Annotated in this window: 15 protein-coding genes; 7 read left to right on the forward strand and 8 right to left on the reverse strand. The window is 70.3% G+C overall.

The window, feature by feature from the left end; translation table 11 throughout:
- Positions 1-71 precede the first annotated feature (71 nt).
- Both ACX80N_RS11410 and ACX80N_RS11415 read right to left on the reverse strand, forming a co-directional pair.
- On the reverse strand, positions 72-845 hold the full coding sequence (locus tag ACX80N_RS11410; protein ID WP_105030894.1) for a fumarylacetoacetate hydrolase family protein: 774 nt from the start codon (positions 843-845) through the stop codon (positions 72-74).
- Positions 846-1,026: 181 nt separating this feature from the next.
- A complete protein-coding gene (locus ACX80N_RS11415) occupies positions 1,027-1,167 on the reverse strand; it encodes a hypothetical protein (RefSeq protein WP_157940160.1) in 141 nt (46 codons plus the stop codon).
- Positions 1,168-1,373: 206 nt separating this feature from the next.
- Between ACX80N_RS11415 and ACX80N_RS11420 the strand changes: the two genes are divergently transcribed.
- Together ACX80N_RS11420 and ACX80N_RS11425 are read left to right on the forward strand one after the other, a co-directional pair.
- Entirely contained in the window at positions 1,374-2,405 is a 1,032-nt protein-coding gene (locus ACX80N_RS11420) for a hypothetical protein (protein ID WP_105030895.1), read from the forward strand.
- A gap of 468 nt (positions 2,406-2,873) precedes the next feature.
- Positions 2,874-4,445, forward strand: coding sequence for a putative bifunctional diguanylate cyclase/phosphodiesterase (locus tag ACX80N_RS11425; protein WP_459339487.1), 1,572 nt, complete (start codon positions 2,874-2,876; stop codon positions 4,443-4,445).
- A 75-nt stretch (positions 4,446-4,520) separates the two neighbouring features.
- On the opposite strand, the gene ACX80N_RS11430 is transcribed toward ACX80N_RS11425, so the two are convergent.
- Positions 4,521-5,627, reverse strand: a complete 1,107-nt coding sequence (locus ACX80N_RS11430) for a branched-chain amino acid aminotransferase (RefSeq protein WP_459339488.1) — start codon at positions 5,625-5,627, stop codon at positions 4,521-4,523.
- 97 nt (positions 5,628-5,724) lie between these two features.
- Positions 5,725-6,777, reverse strand: a complete 1,053-nt coding sequence (locus tag ACX80N_RS11435) for a 3-isopropylmalate dehydrogenase (protein WP_105030898.1) — start codon at positions 6,775-6,777, stop codon at positions 5,725-5,727.
- 110 nt (positions 6,778-6,887) lie between these two features.
- Between ACX80N_RS11435 and ACX80N_RS11440 the strand changes: the two genes are divergently transcribed.
- From ACX80N_RS11440 to ACX80N_RS11460, 5 genes are all read left to right on the forward strand, one after another.
- Entirely contained in the window at positions 6,888-8,087 is a 1,200-nt protein-coding gene (locus tag ACX80N_RS11440; RefSeq protein WP_459339489.1) for a sensor histidine kinase, read from the forward strand.
- Positions 8,088-8,264: 177 nt separating this feature from the next.
- Positions 8,265-8,945 (forward strand): response regulator, encoded by a 681-nt coding sequence (locus tag ACX80N_RS11445; RefSeq protein ID WP_459339711.1) that lies wholly within the window; start codon positions 8,265-8,267, stop codon positions 8,943-8,945.
- 138 nt (positions 8,946-9,083) lie between these two features.
- Complete coding sequence (locus ACX80N_RS11450; RefSeq protein WP_459339490.1) at positions 9,084-9,869, forward strand: ABC transporter ATP-binding protein; 786 nt, start codon at positions 9,084-9,086, stop codon at positions 9,867-9,869.
- Position 9,870: 1 nt separating this feature from the next.
- Complete coding sequence (locus tag ACX80N_RS11455; RefSeq protein WP_459339491.1) at positions 9,871-12,447, forward strand: ABC transporter permease; 2,577 nt, start codon at positions 9,871-9,873, stop codon at positions 12,445-12,447.
- Between the two features lie 137 nt (positions 12,448-12,584).
- A complete protein-coding gene (locus tag ACX80N_RS11460; protein WP_459339492.1) occupies positions 12,585-13,124 on the forward strand; it encodes a hypothetical protein in 540 nt (179 codons plus the stop codon).
- Positions 13,125-13,213: 89 nt separating this feature from the next.
- On the opposite strand, the gene metG is transcribed toward ACX80N_RS11460, so the two are convergent.
- The 4 genes from metG to ilvC form a co-directional block, all read right to left on the reverse strand.
- On the reverse strand, positions 13,214-14,785 hold the full coding sequence (gene metG / locus ACX80N_RS11465; protein WP_459339493.1) for a methionine--tRNA ligase: 1,572 nt from the start codon (positions 14,783-14,785) through the stop codon (positions 13,214-13,216).
- 81 nt (positions 14,786-14,866) lie between these two features.
- Entirely contained in the window at positions 14,867-15,796 is a 930-nt protein-coding gene (locus ACX80N_RS11470) for an acetamidase/formamidase family protein (protein ID WP_459339494.1), read from the reverse strand.
- Positions 15,796-17,388, reverse strand: a complete 1,593-nt coding sequence (gene serA / locus ACX80N_RS11475; RefSeq protein WP_459339495.1) for a phosphoglycerate dehydrogenase — start codon at positions 17,386-17,388, stop codon at positions 15,796-15,798. Before serA ends, ACX80N_RS11470 begins: the two co-directional genes overlap by 1 nt.
- Before the next feature lie 142 nt (positions 17,389-17,530).
- Positions 17,531-18,556: a ketol-acid reductoisomerase gene (gene ilvC / locus ACX80N_RS11480; protein WP_105030907.1), complete on the reverse strand. Its 1,026-nt coding sequence runs from the start codon at positions 18,554-18,556 to the stop codon at positions 17,531-17,533.
- Between the last annotated feature and the right edge of the window lie 27 nt (positions 18,557-18,583).

Raw genomic sequence — 18,583 nt, forward strand, 5'->3', positions numbered from 1 at the left:
GTGCGGCGTGCACCCACCCCCCCCACCCCCTCCCCTTCGGCCCGGGGGGGGCACCCTCCCCCCCGCACCGGTCAGCGGCGTGCCGGGTTGGACAGGCGGCCGATGCCCTCGATGTCGACCTCGTAGCGCTGGCCGTCGGTGATCATCCCGACGCCGGCGGGCGTACCGGTGAGGATGATGTCCCCCGGCAGGAGGGTGAACGCCTGGGAAACGTAGGCCACGAGTTCTCGGGCACCCCAGATCATGTCGCTCGTGGAGCCGTCCTGGCGGAGGTCGCCGTCCAGCGTCCCGCGGATGGTGAGGTTCTCGGGGTCGAGGTCCGTCTCGATCCACGGGCCGATGGGGCAGGACGTGTCGAAGCCCTTCGCGCGGGCCCACTGGTCGTCGGTCTTCTGCACGTCGCGTGCCGTGAGGTCGTTGGCGCAGGTGTAACCGAAGACCACGTCGTCGACGCGCTCGAGCGGGACGTCCTTGCAGATGCGGCCGATGACCACGGCCAGCTCCGCCTCGTAGGAGATCTGGTCCGAGAAGGACGGCAGCATGATCGGATCGCCGGGGCCGATGACCGACGTGTTCGGCTTGAGGAACATCAGTGGCGCGGCCGGCGTCTCGCTGCCCATCTCCTGGATGTGGTCGGCGTAGTTCCGGCCCACACCCACTACTTTGCTACGCGGGATGACGGGCGCGAGCAGCCGGACATCCTCGAGGGCGTGGCGGACGCCGGTCAGCTGGACGCCTCCGTAGAAGGGGTCGCCCTGGATGACGGCGACCTCCTCGCTCCCGGGAGCGCCCTCCACGACACCGAACAATGGGTCATCATTTACGACAAAGCGTGCGATTCGCATGGCGCCAAGCCTAGCCTGCGCCGATCCCGAGGCACGGGGCCCCGCCGCCTCGCCCGCGGACGGGCTTAACGCGACACCGCGGGCACCCTCTCCCCAGAGAAGGTGCCCGCGGTACCGGCACTGCGTCAAAACCTTCGGCCCGGCCGCGTTCCTAACGGATCGCCGTGCCCGACCGAGAGGCTCAGTAGGGCCAGTTGTTGACGCGGTCAGTCGAGGACACGGAGGTCTTTGTATCGGCCTTCGCCGGAGCGGCGTTGGCGGCAGCAGCCCCGCCAGTGACGAGGAGAGATGCGAGGAGGAGTGCGGAGGTGAAGCGCTTCATGGTGTTGGTCCTTTGGGCTCGGTTAGACAGTGATGGAGTCCCGCCCTACTACCACGAGCGGCTCTGGAATCATCGTAAGCCACACCAGCCACTTTGGTAACACTTCTGGCGAGATATGTTCGACAATTTTCCGTCCTCTGGCTCCGGCGGCACTTGAACCAATACTGTGAGGAGGCACTGTTCTGGGATTTCGACGAAAGGCGATCATGGCACTGCAGGAATCCCGTGGTGAGCAGCTCATGATCGAACTGCAGGCTCGCGATGCCTGGAACCAGCGTGATTACGTGAGCGCTCAGCAGTTGGCAGAACGAGCCGCAAGCGTCGCTGCAGCCTCCGATGATGAGGCCGGTTGGTGGAATGCCACGTTCCTTGTATCGGAAGCTCTGCGGAAGCAGGGGCGTATGCAACAGTCCAAGGAAATCGCCGAGCAACTCGAGATCCACCCGCTGACGCGTGAGTCACCAGCGTTGAGCGCCAGAGCCGCAACCCTGATGTCCTTCGCACTGCAGGGCACTGGCAATCTCGCCCAAGCAGTCACCGCTGCGCGTGCAGGCGTAAGGTCCGCCCAGGAGGCACCCGGGCAGAAAAGTATCCAGATAGAAGCGCAGAACGCTCTGATCGCTGCCCTCGCCGACAGTGATCGACTCGAGGAAGCCTGGAATGAGTGTCAAATCTTGGCCGAGCTCCTGTCGATGGAACCGCCTACCCAGACCACTGGACTTGGTCATTGGGCAATCGGCAATGTCGCATTCCTCCTCGGGCACATCGGCGAAGGTGTCTCCTATCATCAACTCGCTGCGAAACACCTGTCACCTACGAACGATCTGGACCTGTGGGCGCGATTCAACCGTGCATCGGCGTCGCTGCGGCTGACGGCGAACGTAATCGAACCCGAGACGCTCGAGTGCATTGAGCGTGCAGAACTCGCAAGCTCCATCGTGGGTGGCACCGAGCGTGACCGCCTCGAGTTGAGGCTGACACGGGCGCAATGGCTGGTTCTGACGGGGCAGTTCGAGGCGGCGATCGAGCAGTTCGGAGATGTCATCGCGCACAAGCACCTGCTCGCGACACATACCGCGGCTGAAGCGCACTTCTTCCTTGGACGCGCCCTCTCAGGACAGGGGCGGGACAGCGAGGCACGGGACAACCTCGAAGCGAGCGAGGATCTCTTCCTGCAGTCCGGGGCCCAGGAGAGGGCTGCGGTGGCAAGGTCACTGATGGACGGTATCGGTACCTGAGTGCCGACCCGTTGAGCTCTGTTGTCAAGCGGAATTTCTCGGGTGCCGTACCGCGTCCCCGCTCCGCCGATCCGGCGTAGCTTCTTGCGTAGGCCCCGATCGGCTTGGGCGTTTTCCCCCATTACTCCCACCCCGGTCGGGGCTCCTTCGTGCCCGCCGCTCCCATCGGCGCATCCCCTGCCGGCCGCCCCCTCGCGCCGCCACGGAAGTGGCCGGGCGCAGTGCTAATCTTTCCCCGTCGGCGGTAGCAGGGTCCGTGCAGAACGATCCACCGCTCGACCACGTGATGGTCGACCCGTCGACGCGTCCTCAACCACTTCTTCGACGGCGGCAGCCTGGGGGTAGCGCCATGACAACGGCTTCCGACCGTACAGCGGACCGAGGGGCGCCGGCACTCCCCCGGCATCCGTATGTCGCCGCACCGCTCGGCGCGCAGGCGGCAGCGGCCCGGAATGTACGCTGGGACCGATGAGCGCCCACAAGGACCCGCGGCTCGCGATGCTCGTCGAGAGCATCGTCCGGTTGTCGCGCGGCGAGCTCAGCAGTCGGATCGAACCCTCGAGCGCGAGGGATGAGGTCGACGCCGTCATCACCGGTGTGAATCTCCTCGCCGAGGAGCTCGAGCAGGTGTACGAGCAGTTCGAGAAACGCGTCGAAAGTCGCACCGCCATGCTCCGCCAGGCGCACCTGGACATGATGAAGATGGCGATGTCCGACGCCCTCACGGGTCTCGCGAACCGCGTAGCGCTGATGGACGCCATCGAGGAGGCCCTCAACCAGGCCTCGGCCGGATCGCCGCCTCCCGCCCTCCTGTTGCTCGATCTCGACAGTTTCAAGAACGTCAACGACCGCTTCGGCCACGACGCCGGTGACCGCGTCCTGCAGGAGGTGGCGTCCCGGCTCAACAGCGTGGTCCGCGAGAGCGACCTCGTGGCCCGGCTCGGCGGTGACGAGTTCGCGATCCTGCTGCCCGGCGCGAGCATGGACAGCGCGATGCACGTGGCACGTCGGGCCCTGGAGGCACTCGACGCGCACATCCGCCTGGACTCGCTCTACGTCCACGCGCGCGCCAGCATCGGCGTCCGCCTCGGTACCACCGGCCAGTCCGCCGAGGAACTCCTGCTCGACGCCGATACCGCCATGTATGCGGCCAAGCGCGAGGGTCGCAGCATCATCAAGGTCTTCGAGCCCGTGATGCTGTACTCGCGGCAGCTGCGCAGCCAGATGGCCACCGAGCTGCGCGGCGCCATCAGTTCGGACGAACTCGTGCTGCACTACCAGCCGGTGGTGGAACTCGCCACCAACCGGATCCTCGGTGTGGAGGTCCTGGTGCGGTGGCAGCATCCCCTGCGCGGGCTGATCCCGCCGGACACCTTCATCCCCCTCGCCGAGGAGATCGGCGTCATCCATGACCTGGATCGCTGGGTGATGTCCCGCTCGCTGCGTCAGCTGGCCCAGTGGCGCCGGGACATCGCGCTCGACGAGGACTTCCAGTTGAGGGTCAACCTCTCCGCCGTCGAGCTCAAGCAGCTCGACCTGGTGGACCACATCCGCGGCCTGCTCCGCGAACTCGACCTCCCGGCGCGCGCCCTCGTGGTGGAGATCACCGAGACGGCGATCGTGACGCGCGGCGAGGTGGAGATGTACTCGCTCCTGAGCCTGAAGCAGCTCGGCGTGGGGATCGAGATCGACGACTTCGGGACGGGATACTCCTCCATCAGCTACCTGCGGGAGCTGCCCGTCAGCATGGTCAAGGTGGACCGCTCGCTGCTCGTGGAGCTCAACTCGAGGGCCGGGCAGCTGGAGTTCGTCGCCGCGATCCTGCAGCTCATCCGGGCCGCCGGGCTCGAGGCAGTGTTCGAGGGCATCGAGACGGCCGAACAGGCGAGTCAGTTGAGGGACCTCGGTTGCGCCAGCGGCCAGGGGTACTACTTCAGCCGCCCCCTGCCGGCCGACGAGACGGCGGTGCTCCTGACCGCGACCCGCTTCCTTCAGGTCGGTGACGGCGTCGAGGGCGCACAGCGGGCGTCCTCCCGCTGACCCGGCCCGGGAACGGCGACGGCGCCCGTTCCCACCCCTGCAGGGGCGGTGGCGGGCGCCGTCGGGGGACGGAACTCAGACCAGGCGCGTCAGCCAGCCATGCGTGTCCTCCTCGACGCCGGTCTGGATACCCAGCAGCTGGCTCCGGATCGACATGGTGACCTCCCCCGCCGCGGAGTCGGCGGCTCCGATGTACTCGTCGCCGTCGCGCAAGCGGCCGATCGGGGTGATGACGGCAGCCGTGCCGCACGCGAACACCTCCGTGATGTCGCCGGAGGCGACGCCGTCTCGCCATTCGTCGAGCGTGATCTTGCGCTCCACGACGTCCAGCCCGCGGTCGCGTCCGAGCTGGATGACCGAGGACCGCGTCACGCCCTCGAGGATCGTGCCCGAGAGGGCGGGGGTCACGAGGGAGCCGTCACGGAAGACGAAGAACACGTTCATGCCGCCGAGCTCCTCGACGGCGTTGTCGTTGAACTGGTCGAGGAAGAGCACCTGCTTGCAGCCGTGGGCCTCGGCCTCCAGCTGGGCGGCGAGCGAGGAGGCGTAGTTGCCGCCGGCCTTGGCTGCCCCTGTGCCGCCACGTCCTGCCCTCGCGTAGTTGCGGGACACCCAGATGTCCACGGGCTTCACCTCACCGCCGAAGTAGTTGCCCGCAGGGGACGCGATGACGCGGTAGGACACCTCGCGGGCAGGCCGCACGCCGAGGAACGCCTCGGTGGCGATCATGAAGGGCCGCAGGTAGAGGCTCTCGCCGTCGCCGGACGGGATCCAGTCCTGATCCGCGGCGACGAGCTGGCGCAGCGACTCGAGGAACAGTTCCTCGGGCAGCTGGGGCAGGGCGAGGCGGACGGCGGACCGGTTCAGGCGGGCAGCGTTGGCGTCGGCGCGGAACGTCCACACCGAGCCGTCGGTGTGGCGGTAGGCCTTCATGCCCTCGAAGATCTCCTGGCCGTAGTGCAGGACGGCGGCCGCGGGATCGAGGGCGATGGGCCCGTAGGGCTCGAGGCGGGCGCTGTGCCAGCCCCCGACCCCGGACTCGTCCACGCGGAAGTCGACGATCGCGGTGTGGTCGGTGAAGAAGTTGCCGAAGCCGGGATCCGCCAGGACCGCCTCCCGCTCCTCGACCGGCATGCGCCGCTCCGACAGGTGCTGGGCGAACTGGGTTTCGGTGGCTGTCATGGTTCCTCCGCGCTGGAACGGACTGCACGCGCGGCGCGGCCGCCGTCGTCCGTCGGTGGTCAGTGCTCCGGCACTGGGTTAATGATGTGTAACCACCTTAGGACACCGCAGCGGCAATGGCATCGCCGACGGCGGCCGTGCTGCGGGCTCCCGTCCTGGACGCGATGTCCGCCTCGACGGCCTGCTCGATGCGAACCGCGGGCGCGTCGAGACCGAGATGGTGGAGCAGGAGCGCCGCCGAGAGGATCGCGGCCGTGGGGTCGGCGATCTGCCGGCCCGCGATGTCCGGCGCCGAGCCGTGGACGGGCTCGAACATGGACGGGGCGGTGCGGTCCATGTTGAGGTTCGCGGACGCGGCGAGCCCGATGCCCCCCGAGACCGCTGCGGCGAGATCGGTCACGATGTCGCCGAACAGGTTGTCGGTGACGATCACGTCGAAGCGCGCCGGATCGGTGACGAGGAAGATCATCGCCGCGTCCACGTGCAGGTAGTCGTGCTCCACCTCGGGGAACTCGACGGCGACGGCCTCGACGATGCGCTTCCACAGGTGGCCGGCATGGACGAGGACGTTGTGCTTGTGCACGAGGGTCAGCTTCCTGCGGCGTCCCGCAGCTCGTGCGAAGGCGTCGCGCACCACGCGCTCCACGCCATGCGCCGTGTTCAGCGACACCTCGGTGGCCACCTCGTGCACCGTCCCGCCGCGAAGCGTCCCGCCGTTGCCCGTGTACGGACCCTCGGTCCCTTCACGGACGACGACGAAATCGACGGCGCCCGGGTCGGCGAGCGGACTGGTGACGCCGGGGAACAGCCGGGTGGGACGCAGGTTCACGTAATGGTCCAGCGAGAAGCGGAGCTTGAGCAGGAACTCCCGCTCGATCAGGCCCGACGGGACGAGGGTGTCCCCCGGCGCGGCGCCCACCGCGCCGAAGAGGATGGCATCGTGGCTCCGCAGGCGCTCCAGGGTCGCATCGGGCAGGGTCTCCCCCGTGGCGAGCCAGTGCTCGGCGCCGAGTTCGTACTCCGTCAGCGCGACGTCGACGTCGGTGCCCACGGCCGCCAACAGCACCTTCACCGCCTCTGCTGTCACTTCCGGGCCGATCCCGTCTCCGGGGATGACGGCCAGATCGATGCGGTGCGGTGCGTCAGTCATGGTCCCAGCGTAGGAAGGCACCTTCTCCCGCGACAATCGGTCCGCAGGCTGAGACAGCTCCACCCGCGGTCGGATGTGCGGCGGCAGCGGCCCACCTAGAGTTGGTTGCCATGGACATCCACCTGCGACTCGCGCGCTGGGTACGCGCACACCCGGGGACACTGGACACCTGCCTCGCGCTGGCGATCTTCGTGTTCCTGGTCCTGCCCTTCGCCGGCGCCAGCGGGTACGGCGTCGTCGTCGCGGTGTCCGTGGCCCTGCTGGTGCCCCTCGCGTGGCGCCGCTCGCACGTGCTCCTCTCGGCCGGGATCATCGCCGGCATCTCCGTCCTGCAGCTCGTCCTCGGCGTGGACCCGGTCCCGGCGCAGTTCGTCGTGCTCATCACGCTCTACACGCTCGCCGCCTACGCCCCGCGGTGGGCCAGCATCGGTGGCCTGGGGCTCACGGTCCTCGCCGCCGCCGTCGGCCCCGCGCGCTACGGAGACCTGCTCGGCCTCGGCGGGGACCAGTTCGTGCTGAGCACCATCCCGCTGTTCCTGGTCCTGGTCTTCTTCATCGAGGCCCTCGTGCTCCTCGCCTGGACGATGGGTGACCTCGCCCGGTCCCGGCGCCGCACCTATCAGGCACTGGAGGACAGGACGCGGCGGCTGGAGGTGGAGCGGCAACAGGAGCGCGACCTCGCGGCCGCGGACGAACGCAGCCACATAGCCCGGGAGATGCACGACATCGTGGCGCACTCCCTCTCGGTCATCATCACGCAGGCCGACGGCGCACGGTACGCGAGCGCCCAGGCGCCGGAGCTCGCGGTGCAGACACTCGGCACCATCGCCGACACGGGACGGGGGTCGCTGCGCGAGATGCGGCGGCTGCTCGGTGTCCTGCGCGGCGACGAGACCGCTTCCACGCGGCCGCTGCCCACGCTGGACGACGTCGACTCCCTCATCCAGTCGGTCCGGCGATCCGGCGTCCGGGTGGCGTGCCGCCGCACCGGTACGCCCCGGAGGCCGCTCCCGCTCGGCGCCGAGCTGACCGCCTACCGGGTGGTGCAGGAGTCGCTCACCAACGTGCTCAAGCATGCGGGGGCGAACACGAGTGCCGAGGTGGAGCTCGGGTACGGCCCCCGCGGGCTGACCGTCACGGTCGACGACGACGGCCGCGGGGCCGCGCCCGATCCCTCCACGGCGGGCGCCGGCCAGGGGATCACCGGGATGACCGAGCGGGTGCGCCTGTACGACGGCACCGTGTCCGCGGGGCCGCGCACGGGCGGCGGCTATCGTGTGGAGGCATTCATCCCCTACACGCAGGCCTAGGCTTGTGGCGGTACCCGGGAGACGCGTGAGCGGCGCAGCGCGAGGATGACAGGTATGCACCAGCACCAGGCGAGACCAGGAGAACAGGACCCCGTGGAGAGCACCAGCAGTACCACCAGCAGCACCTCGCCGGCCGACACGGGCAGCGAGCCGGCACGTGGCGGGGACACCGGGCCGATCCGCGTCGCGATCGTCGACGACCAGCACCTCGTGCGCAGCGGATTCGCGATGCTCATCAACTCCCAGGCCGACCTCACGGTGGTCAGTGAGGCGGCCAACGGCGAGCAGGCGGTCCGGGCGCTCGCCGCCACGCGCGCCGACGTCGTGCTGATGGACGTGCGCATGCCGGGTATGGACGGCATCGAGGCGACCCGCCGTATCCTCGCCGGCCAGGCGGCAGCAGGCGGTGCGGCGGCCGGGCCACGGATCGTGGTGCTGACGACCTTCGACCTCGACGAGTACGCGCTGTCCGCGATCCACGCCGGTGCGAGCGGATTCCTGCTGAAGGATGCGCCGCCGGAGGAGCTGCTGGAGGCCATCCGCACGGTGCATCGCGGTGACGCCGTGATCGCGCCCTCCACCACGCGGCGCCTGCTGGACCATGTGGCCCCGATGCTGCGCCAGGCCTCGCCCGCTCAGGACGCCCAGGCCGCCGCGGTGGCCCGCCTGACCGCCCGCGAGCGCGAGGTGTTCGAACTCATCGCCCAGGGGCTGTCCAACCCGGAGATCGCATCGAAGCTGTTCCTGTCCGAGGCGACCGTGAAGACACACGTGGGACACATCCTCGCGAAGCTCGGGGCGCGCGACCGCGTACAGGCCGTCGTCCTCGCCTACGCGACGGGCATCGTGCGGCCCTGACGACAGGCCGGCCCGTACCCGGGACCAGCCGGTCGTAGGCTGCGGTGCTCCTGCTCATCCCCCGGGATGAGAGATGCGGCGGGAAACCCCGGCCCGCGCGCCGATCCGGACGCCCGCTTCCCTCCATAGCGTGGGAGCATGACAACGTCCACGAATCGTCCTGCCGGCATGCCCGGCGCCCTCCCCGTGTCCTCCACCCCGGACGGCGCCGTCAGCGCCCGGGGCGTGTCCAAGAGCTACGGCCGCGGTGAGACCGCCGTCCACGCGCTCCGCGGCGTCTCCCTCGACTTCGAGCGGCAGCGCTTCACGGCGATCATGGGCCCGTCCGGGTCCGGCAAATCGACCCTCATGCACTGCCTCGCGGGGCTCGACAGCATCGACGCCGGCCGGCTCTGGATCGGCCCGACCGAGATCACCGCACTGCCCGACGCCGACCTCACCCGCCTCCGCCGCGACCGCGTAGGCTTCGTCTTCCAGGCCTTCAACCTCGTTCCAACCCTCACCGCCGAGCAGAACATCATCTTGCCGGTCGCGCTCGCCGGCGGCACCGTGGACACCGCCTGGCTGCAGCAGATCTCGTCCTCGCTCGGGCTGACCGACAGGCTGACCCACCGCCCGCACGAGCTCTCCGGCGGCCAGCAGCAGCGCGTCGCCGTCGCCCGCGCCCTGCTCACCCGGCCCGACGTCATCTTCGGGGACGAACCCACCGGCAACCTCGACTCCGCGACGGGCGCCGAAGTGCTCTCCCTGCTCCGGCGCAGCTGCCGCGAGATGGGCCAGAGCATCATCATGGTGACGCACGATCCCGTGGCGGCGTCCTATGCCGACCGCGTGGTCCTCATGAACGACGGCGTGCTGGTCGGCGAGCTCGAGCAGTCCACGCCGGACGCGATCTCGAGCGCCCTCGCGCAGCTGGGAGCCTGACGTGCTGCAGCTGGCCCTCGCCCAGGTGCGGGTGCATTCCCGCCGCTTCATCGCCGTCGGGCTCGCCGTGATGCTCGGCGTCGCCTTCCTCTCCGCGACCCTCATGGTCGGCGCGACCACCAACGCCAGTCTCGGCCGGAGCATCGGGGCCACCTACGCCAAGGCCGACCTCGTGGTGACCGGTCAGGACGGCGCGGACATCCCTGCCGACGTCGTCGAGCGGCTCGCAGCCGTCCCTGGTGTGCACACCGCACACGGTCTCGAGCGGGCGTACGGTCAGCTCGCCACGGGCTCGCGGACCTCCCTCGCCGCCTTCACCACCACCGCTCCGCCGGACCTGGAGAACGCGGAGGTGACCCGCGGCTCCTACCCGAGCGCCCCCGGTGAGGTGGCGCTCGACGAGAAGTCGGCCGGGCGGCTGGGCATCACACCCGGTGACACCGTGGCCCTCGGTGACAGGACCGAGGTGACCCCTGCCGCGCTGGGCGGCGCCCTCAAGGTCACCGCGCTCATGGCGCCCAGCGCCGACCCGTCCCTGTCCGGGGTGGTGCAGGTCCTCGCGTCCCCGTCGGTGGTCCGCGAGCTCTCCGACGGCGGCCCCGCGTTCCGCAACGTCCAGCTGGCCCTAGACCCCGGCACGGACACCGCCGCCCTCGCCGCGGCCGTCGCCGCGGCCCTCGAACCCGCCCGGGAGTCCGGCACCTTCACCGTCCGCACGGCCCCCGAACAGACACTCGCCGACGTGGCCCAGCTCTCCAACGGCAACGACGCGCTCACGGGGATCCTCCTCGCCTTCGCCGCCGTGGCCGTGCTCGTCGCCGGGCTGGTCATCGCGAACACCTTCTCGGTCCTCGTGGCGCAGCGGACCCGGGAACTGGCCCTGCTGCGCTGCATCGGGGCCGGACGGCGGCAGATCCGGTCCTCGGTGCTCGTCGAAGCCGCCCTCGTGGGACTGGTGGCGTCCCTGCTCGGGGTGCTGCTGGCCGTCGGTGTCATGGCTGCACTCGTCGGGCTGGCCCGCGGAACCGGCTTCGGCTCCTTCGCCGTCCTGGCCGTCCCACCCTCGGCCGTGCTCATCGGTATCGCGGTGGGCGTGCTGATGACACTCCTCGCCGCCCTGGTCCCGGCGCGGGCTGCGACGCGCGTGGCACCGCTGGCCGCGCTCCGTCCCACCGAGCCGGTGCTCGCCGGGACCAGGAGCGGGCGGGTCCGGCTCATCGCGGGCCTCGCCGCCCTGCTCGTCGGCGCCGCGCTGCTGCTCCTCGGCGCCGTCTCCGTCGCGATCGGCCAGGCCGTGGTCGGCGGTGCCATCTCCTTCCTCGGCATCGTGCTCCTCGCACCACTCTTCATCCCGGCCTGCGTGGCGGCTGTCGGGCGGATCGCCCGCCCCCTGGGCGTACCCGGCGCCCTCGCGGCGGTCAACGCCGTCCGGAACCCCGCCCGCACCACGGCGTCGGCGGCCGCCCTGATGGTCGGCGTGACGCTCGTGACCATGATGATGGTCGGGGCGCAGACCGCCCGGATGTCCTTCGACCGCGAGCTCGACCAGAACTACGCCGTCGACCTCGAGGTGAGGGTGGCCGGGTCCCTCTCCGCGGCGGCCGGCGAACAGCCGTCCCGCGTGGATGCCGCCACACTCCTGCAGGTGGACGGGGTGCAGGCCGCCGTCCAGCTCACCCCGGTGCTGCTGACCAGCGCCGCGGACGGCGCCCAGCTCGTGTACACGGCGGACGCGGACGAGATCGCCGGCGTGCTGCGCTCCGATGGGGTGCTGCAGGACGGCATGGTCCTGGCACCCCAGACCTGGGAGCAGGCCGAGGTGACCCTCGACGCCGGCGGCGGCTCCGCCACCCTGCCCGTCACCGCGACGGACGCGGTGTTCTTCCAGCCCCTCATCACCCGGGCCACCGCGGAGCAGCTCGGCGGCACCCCGCCGGGGGCCCTCGAGGCCTACCTGGGCGAACCGGCGGACACCGATCCGGCACCCCGCACGGCGGCGGACACCGATGCCTTCGCGGCCGCCGTGGGCTCCATGTACTGGCTCCGCGTCGACGACGGACTGGATGCGGACGGCATCGCCGAGGTGCGGTCGCGGATCGTCGCGGCCACGGGTGTGTCGGAGTACGACGTCACCGGCCCGGCGATCGAGCGGCTGGCCTACGACCAGATCATCGACGTCATGCTGCTCATCGTGACCGCCCTGCTCGCCGTCGCCGTGCTCATCGCGCTCATCGGGGTGGCCAACACGCTCTCCCTCTCGGTCCTGGAACGACGCCGCGAGAACTCCCTGCTGCGGGCCCTCGGGCTCACCAGGGGGCAGCTGCGCGGGATGCTCGCGGTCGAGGCCGTGCTCGTCGCCGGGGTCGCGGCCCTGCTGGGAACCGTACTCGGCGTGCTCTACGGATGGCTCGGCGCGCAGTCGGCCCTGGGCGGGTTGACTCCGGTGATCCTCTCGGTGCCCGTCGGTCAGCTCGGAGCGGTCCTCCTGGTGGCCGTCGCCGCAGGACTCCTGGCCTCCGTGCTCCCGGCCCGGCGGGCGGCCCGTCTGTCGCCGGTCGCCGGACTCGCCACCGACTGAGGCCCGGTCCGGCGTCCCTCGGGCCGGCACGCCCGGGCGGACGCCGGGCACCGGCGCGGCTCTCGCCGTGCCGCTACCGATGCCGCGCCGCGCTGCCGTAGGGTGATGTGCTGGACAATCCGATGGAAGGACAGCCCATGACACGCGTCGAGGACGGCATTCCCCTGCACCAGCTGGACCTGGACACCCTCCTGCCCTACCTGGACCTGCACCTGGTCGGCGCCACGAACGGGGTGCGGCTGTTCAAGGCCGCACGCGTCTCGTGGGCCGGGACGCCCTATGAGAAGGACTTCGCACGACTGCGCGAGGAGATCAACGAGGAGCGCGCATTCCTCGAACGGTTGATCAGATCCCTGGGGCACCGCCCCGGCGTGGTCAAGATGGCGGCTGCCCGGGCCATGTCACTGGTGGCGGATCTCGACCCGCTCAATCCGCTGCGCCGCAAGGCGACGGCGGGCGCGCAGCTGGAGCTCGAGGCCCTGCAGTCGCTGCTCCGGGGCAAGGAGTCGCTGTGGTCCACGCTCCTCGCGCTGGTGCCCGAGGCGTCGGCGAGTGCGGGCGATGCCGTGCTCAACCGGACCGCTCTCGAGCACCTGCTCGATGCGTCCAAGCGCCAGCAGGACACCGTGGCACGCGTCATGAGGGAGACCGCCCCCGCACGTTTCCTGCGGCGCTGACGGCGGACCCGGCATCCGTCCGGCGCCGCGCGTGGTCCCGGAGGAACCCGGCGCCGGGCCGAGCCGCGACCACGGCCCGGACGGGCGGCTCATGCCCCGGCGGGCTCCTCGTACTTCGGGAACACCGGTGACGGCGCGGGCAGTGCGGTGCCGGGTTCGATGCGCCCGCCCAGTGCGCTGAACAGGCGCCGCGCATCGTCGTCCGCCGTCCCCTGGCCGAGGGCGGAGAGGATCCGCCCCGCGCCGTCCGGCATGACGGGCTGGGTGAGGATCGCCACCACCCGCAGCACCTCCAGCGTCACGTAGAGCACGGTGTCCATGCGTCCGGGGTCCGTCTTCCGCAGGACCCACGGCTGCTGGTCCGCGAAGTAGGCGTTCGTGTCACCGAGCACCGCCCAGACGGCCTCGAGCGCCCGGGAGAACTCCTGCTTCTCGTAGGCGGCGCGGCTGGCCTCGAGCAGGGCGTGCGCCCGGTCGAGGATCTCCGTGTCGGCCGGGGCGAACTCCCCCGGCTGCGGGACGGCGCCGTCGCAGTTCTTGGCCACCATCGAGAGCGAGCGCTGCGCGAGGTTGCCGAAGTTGTTCGCGAGGTCGGCGTTCATGCGCCCCACGACGGCCTCGTGGCTGTAGGAGCCGTCCGCGCCGAAGGGGACCTCCCGCAGGAGGAAGAAGCGCACCTGGTCCAGGCCGTACTGGTCCACCCAGTCGGCCGGCGCGACGGTGTTGCCGAGGGACTTGGACATCTTCACGCCCCTGTTGTGCAGGAAGCCGTGGATCATGACGCGCCGAGGGACCTCCAGCCCCGCGGACAGGAGGAACGCGGGCCAGTAGATGGCGTGGAAGCGCGAGATGTCCTTGCCGATCACGTGCACGTCCGCCGGCCAGAACCTGCGGAACCGCTCCGACCCGGTGTCGGGGAAGCCGACGCCGGTGAGGTAGTTGGTGAGCGCGTCCACCCAGACGTACATGACGTGTCGGGGGTTGCCGGGCACCGGGACGCCCCAGTCGAACGTGGTGCGGCTGATGGAGAGGTCCTCGAGGCCGCGACGCACGAAGGAGATGACCTCGTTGAAGCGGGGCTGCGGCGCACCGAACTCCGGCTGCGCCTCGTAGAGGTCCAGCAGTTTCTGCTGGTAGGCCGAGAGCCGGAAGAAGTAGCTCTCCTCCTCCGTCCAGGTGACCTCGGTGTCGGTCTCCTTCGCGTACCGCACGCCGTCCTCGCGGACCTCGGTCTCCTCCTCGGCCCAGAACGCCTCGTCCCGCACCGAGTACCAGCCGGCGTACTTGTCGAGGTAGATGTCCCCATTCGCCTCCATGCGCTTCCAGATCTCGGTCGCCGCGGCGTAGTGGTCCTCGTCGGTGGTCCTGATGAAGCGGTCGTAGGAGGTCCCGACGACGTCGTTCATGTCCTGGAACGCCCGCGCGTTGCGCGTGGCGAGGTCCCGCACCGGGATGCCCTCGCGGTCCGCCGCCTGCTGCATCTTCAGGCCGTGCTCGTCCGTGCCCGTCAGGTACATCACGTCGAAGCCGTCGAGGCGCTTGAAGCGCGCCATGGCATCGACGGCGATCGTCTCGTAGGCGTGCCCGATGTGCGGCACGCCGTTCGGGTAGGAGATGGCGGTGGTGATGTAGAACGGGGGCTTCGGGTCTGCGGAGGTCACACTATGAAATTACCCCGGTGCACACGGATTCGCCCAAGTGCGACGGCGCACCCTAGCCCGGGTACGGGTTCCGGCGTCCGCTCAGGCCCGCCCGACGGCGTCGAGTCCCAGCACGGCGTGGACGCCCCAGGTCCGGTTCGCGATCTGCGTCACCCGGAGGTCGACGACGGAACTGGCCAGGGCCAGCGCGGCCTTCCGTTCGAGTCCGTACAGCTGCTGGAGCCACGTGAGCATCGCACCGAGGGCCTCCGCCGTCGCCCGGTTCAGATCCGCGTCGAACCCGAACGTGATGCGCGCGGTCGGCGTCAGCGCGTGGATGCTCCGCAGCGGCGCGTCCCGGACGACGTCGACGGTGACCGTGGTGGTCATGCCGCACTCGATGGCGGTGCCACCCACCTCGCCGTCGCCCTGCGCCGCATGGCCGTCGCCGAGGTGCAGCATCGCGCCGGGCACGGTGACCGGGAGGAACAGGGTGGATCCGGCCGTCAGCTCCCGGCAGTCGATGTTCCCGCCCCCGGCCGCGCGCGGCGGCGTCGTGGAGTGCTCCCCCGGCTCGGACGGCGGCAGCCCCACCACGCCGAGGAACGGGGACAGGCGGACGGTGTGCCCGTACTGGTTCGTGCCCGTCCCTGCCGCCGCGTCGAGGTCCCACAGCAGCCAGGCGGGGTCCGTGCCCTCCAGGCCGAGCGCGCGTGAGAAGTCGTCCTCCTGCCGGCCGGCCGCCGTCCAGCCCCAGGCGGCGGGCTCGAACGACTCGAACCGGACGGCCAGCACGTCACCCGGCACGGCTCCGGTGACAGCGATCGGACCCGTGAGGGCATGGCCCCGCCGGTCCGGGAACCGGTACTGCGTTCCCGCCCCGGGCGTTGCCTGGCGTTCGAGGTGTCCCGACGCGTCGAGGGACACGACGACGACCCGGTCCCCCGGCTGCACGGTCAGCACGGGTGGGGTGTCCCGCGAGAGGACCTGGGTGGCGGTCGCCTGTTCGGCCGGGAGGTGGTGGGTGGTCATCAGTCCTGCAGGTCCACTTCCCGGGCCACGGTGGCCCCGATCTCGGCGCGGATGGCGTCGAGGACGTCCTGCGGCACGGAGCTGTCCACGGTGAGCAGGGACAGCGCCTGGCCGCCCTCCTTGTTCCGCGACACCTGCATGCCGGCGATGTTGATGTCCCGCTCGCCGAGGAGCCGGCCGAGGGCACCGATCACGCCGGGGCGGTCGGTGTAGAGCAGCACCAGGAGGTGGTCGCTGATGGGGATCTCCAGCTCGTAGCCGTTCACGCCCACGAGCTTCTCCACCTGCTTCGGACCGGTGAGTGTCCCGGCGACGGAGATCTGCGTGCCGTCGGAGAGCGCCCCGCGGAGGCGGAGCACGTTGCGGTACTCCTCGGACTCGGACGTGGTGATCAGTCGGGAGGTGACGCCGCGCTGCTCCGCGAGGATCGGCGCGTTCACGTAGGAGACCTGCTCGGAGACGACGTCGGTGAAGACGCCCTTCAGGGCCGCCAGCTCGAGGGCCTTGACGTCGAGGGCCGCGATCTCGCCGGCCACCTCGATGTCGATCTGCGTGAGCGAGGCGTGGGTCAGGGCCGTGAAGATACGGCCGAGCTTCTCCATGAGCGGGATGCCGGGGCGGACGGCCGGGTCGATCACGCCGCCGGCCACGTTCACGGCGTCGGGCACGAGTTCACCGGCCAGTGCCAGCCGCACGGACTTCGCCACCGAGATCCCGGCCTTCTCCTGGGCCTCGGCCGTGGACGCCCCGAGGTGCGGGGTCACCACCACGCCGTCGTGGGCGAAGAACGGGAGGTCGGTGCTCGGCTCCGTCACGAAGACGTCCACGCCGGCTCCTGCGATCCGCCCCTCCGCGAGTGCCGCGTGCAGGGCCTCCTCGTCCACGAGGCCGCCGCGGGCCACGTTGACCACGTACGCGGTGTCCTTCATGAGCGCGAAGGCCTCGGCGCCGAGCATCCCGACGGTCTCCGGCGTCTTCGGCATGTGGATCGTCACGAAGTCCGACTCCCGCAGCAGCTCCTCGAGGGGGACGAGCCGGACGTTCAGCTGCGCCGCGCGCGCGGAGGTGACGTAGGGGTCGTAGGCGAGGATCTGCGTGCCGAACCCCTGCAGCCGCGCCGCGACGAGGGCACCGATCCGCCCGATCCCGATGATGCCGATGGTCTTCTCGTACAGCTCCGTGCCCGAGTACTTCGAGCGCTTCCACTCCCCCGCCTTCAGGGCGGCGCTGGCCTGCGGGATGTTCCGCGCCAGGCTCAGGATGTGGCCCACCGTGAGTTCGGCGGCGGAGATGACGTTCGACGTCGGGGCGTTCACCACCATGACGCCCGCCCGGGTGGCGGCCTTGATGTCCACGTTGTCCAGCCCCACGCCGGCACGGGCGATCACCTTCAGCCGCGGGGCCGCCTGGATGGCCTCCGCGTCCATGCGGGTCGCGGAGCGCACCAGGACGGCGTCGACGTCGGCGAGTGCAGCGAGGAGCTGGGCGCGGTCGGCGCCGTCGGTGCTGCGGATCTCGAAATCGGGTCCGAGGGCCTCGACGGTGGCGGGTGAGAGTTCTTCGGCGAGGAGGACGACGGGCTTGGGGGTCACGGGAATTTCCTTCGGGGCTGGGGAGGCGGATCAGGGGCGGCGCGCGGGGCCGGGCAGGACCGGAGGCGGCCGGACACACGTCCGGCAGGGCACCCGCTCGTCGTCGAGCGCCAGGCGGGTGCCCTGCCGGGAGGAGACGGCGCTAGCGCGCCACGGAACCCTCGGTGTAGTCGTCGCTCGTCTTGATCCACGAGAAGAGCTTGCGCAGCTCGCGGCCCGTGCTCTCGATCGGGTGGTCCTCGCCCTTCTTGCGCAGCGCGGCGAACTCGGGCGCTCCGGCGTCCTGGTCGTCGATGAAGCGCTTGGCGAAGGCACCGTTCTGGATGTCCGCGAGGACGGCCTTCATGTTCTCCTTCACCTCGGGGGTGATGACGCGGGGGCCGGAGACGTAGTCACCGTACTCCGCTGTGTCGGAGACGCTCCAGCGCTGCTTGGCGATGCCGCCCTCGACCATGAGGTCCACGATGAGCTTGAGCTCGTGGAGCACCTCGAAGTAGGCGACCTCGGGCTTGTAGCCTGCCTCGGTCAGCGTCTCGAAGCCGTACTGGACCAGCTGCGAGGCACCGCCGCACAGCACGGCCTGCTCGCCGAAGAGGTCCGTCTCGGTCTCCTCGGTGAAGGTGGTCTCGATGACGCCCGCCCGGGTGCCGCCGATCGCCTTGGCGTAGGACAGGGCGAGGTCGCGCGCCGTACCGGACGCGTCCTGCTCGACGGCGATGAGGTCGGGGACGCCGCGGCCGGCCTCGAACTCGCGGCGGACGATGTGCCCGGGACCCTTGGGGGCCACGAGCGCGACGTCGACGTCGGAGGGCGGCTGGATGTAGCCGAAGCGGATGTTGAAGCCGTGGCCGAAGAACAGGGCGTCACCGGCCTGCAGGTTCGGGGCGATGTCCTCCTTGTACACGTGGCGCTGCACCTGGTCGGGGGTGAGCACCATGATGAGGTCCGCCTCGGCGGTGGCCTCGGCCACCGATACCACCCGCAGTCCCTCGGCCTCGGCCTTGGCGCGCGACGCCGATCCTTCCTTCAGCCCGACGCGCACGTCGACGCCGGAGTCACGGAGGCTCAGCGCGTGGGCGTGGCCCTGGCTGCCGTATCCGATGACGGCCACGGTGCGGCCCTGGATGATGGACAGATCGGCGTCGTCGTCATAGAACATCTCGGTCACGGGTGGTTCTCCTTCAGATGGTGGTGC

The sequence above is a fragment of the Arthrobacter sp. MDT2-16 genome (assembly GCF_054510925.1).

Excerpts from the sequence above, each read along its gene's own strand:
- ACX80N_RS11440 (WP_459339489.1), top strand. The coding sequence starts at position 6,888 with ATGGACATCCACCTGCGACTCGCGCGCTGGGTACGCGCACACCCGGGG.
- ACX80N_RS11460 (WP_459339492.1), top strand. The coding sequence starts at position 12,585 with ATGACACGCGTCGAGGACGGCATTCCCCTGCACCAGCTGGACCTGGAC.
- ACX80N_RS11450 (WP_459339490.1), top strand. The coding sequence starts at position 9,084 with ATGACAACGTCCACGAATCGTCCTGCCGGCATGCCCGGCGCCCTCCCC.
- ACX80N_RS11425 (WP_459339487.1), top strand. The coding sequence starts at position 2,874 with ATGAGCGCCCACAAGGACCCGCGGCTCGCGATGCTCGTCGAGAGCATC.
- ACX80N_RS11415 (WP_157940160.1), bottom strand. The coding sequence starts at position 1,167 with ATGAAGCGCTTCACCTCCGCACTCCTCCTCGCATCTCTCCTCGTCACT.
- ACX80N_RS11430 (WP_459339488.1), bottom strand. The coding sequence starts at position 5,627 with ATGACAGCCACCGAAACCCAGTTCGCCCAGCACCTGTCGGAGCGGCGC.
- ACX80N_RS11435 (WP_105030898.1), bottom strand. The coding sequence starts at position 6,777 with ATGACTGACGCACCGCACCGCATCGATCTGGCCGTCATCCCCGGAGAC.
- ACX80N_RS11410 (WP_105030894.1), bottom strand. The coding sequence starts at position 845 with ATGCGAATCGCACGCTTTGTCGTAAATGATGACCCATTGTTCGGTGTC.
- ACX80N_RS11470 (WP_459339494.1), bottom strand. The coding sequence starts at position 15,796 with ATGACCACCCACCACCTCCCGGCCGAACAGGCGACCGCCACCCAGGTC.
- ACX80N_RS11420 (WP_105030895.1), top strand. The coding sequence starts at position 1,374 with ATGGCACTGCAGGAATCCCGTGGTGAGCAGCTCATGATCGAACTGCAG.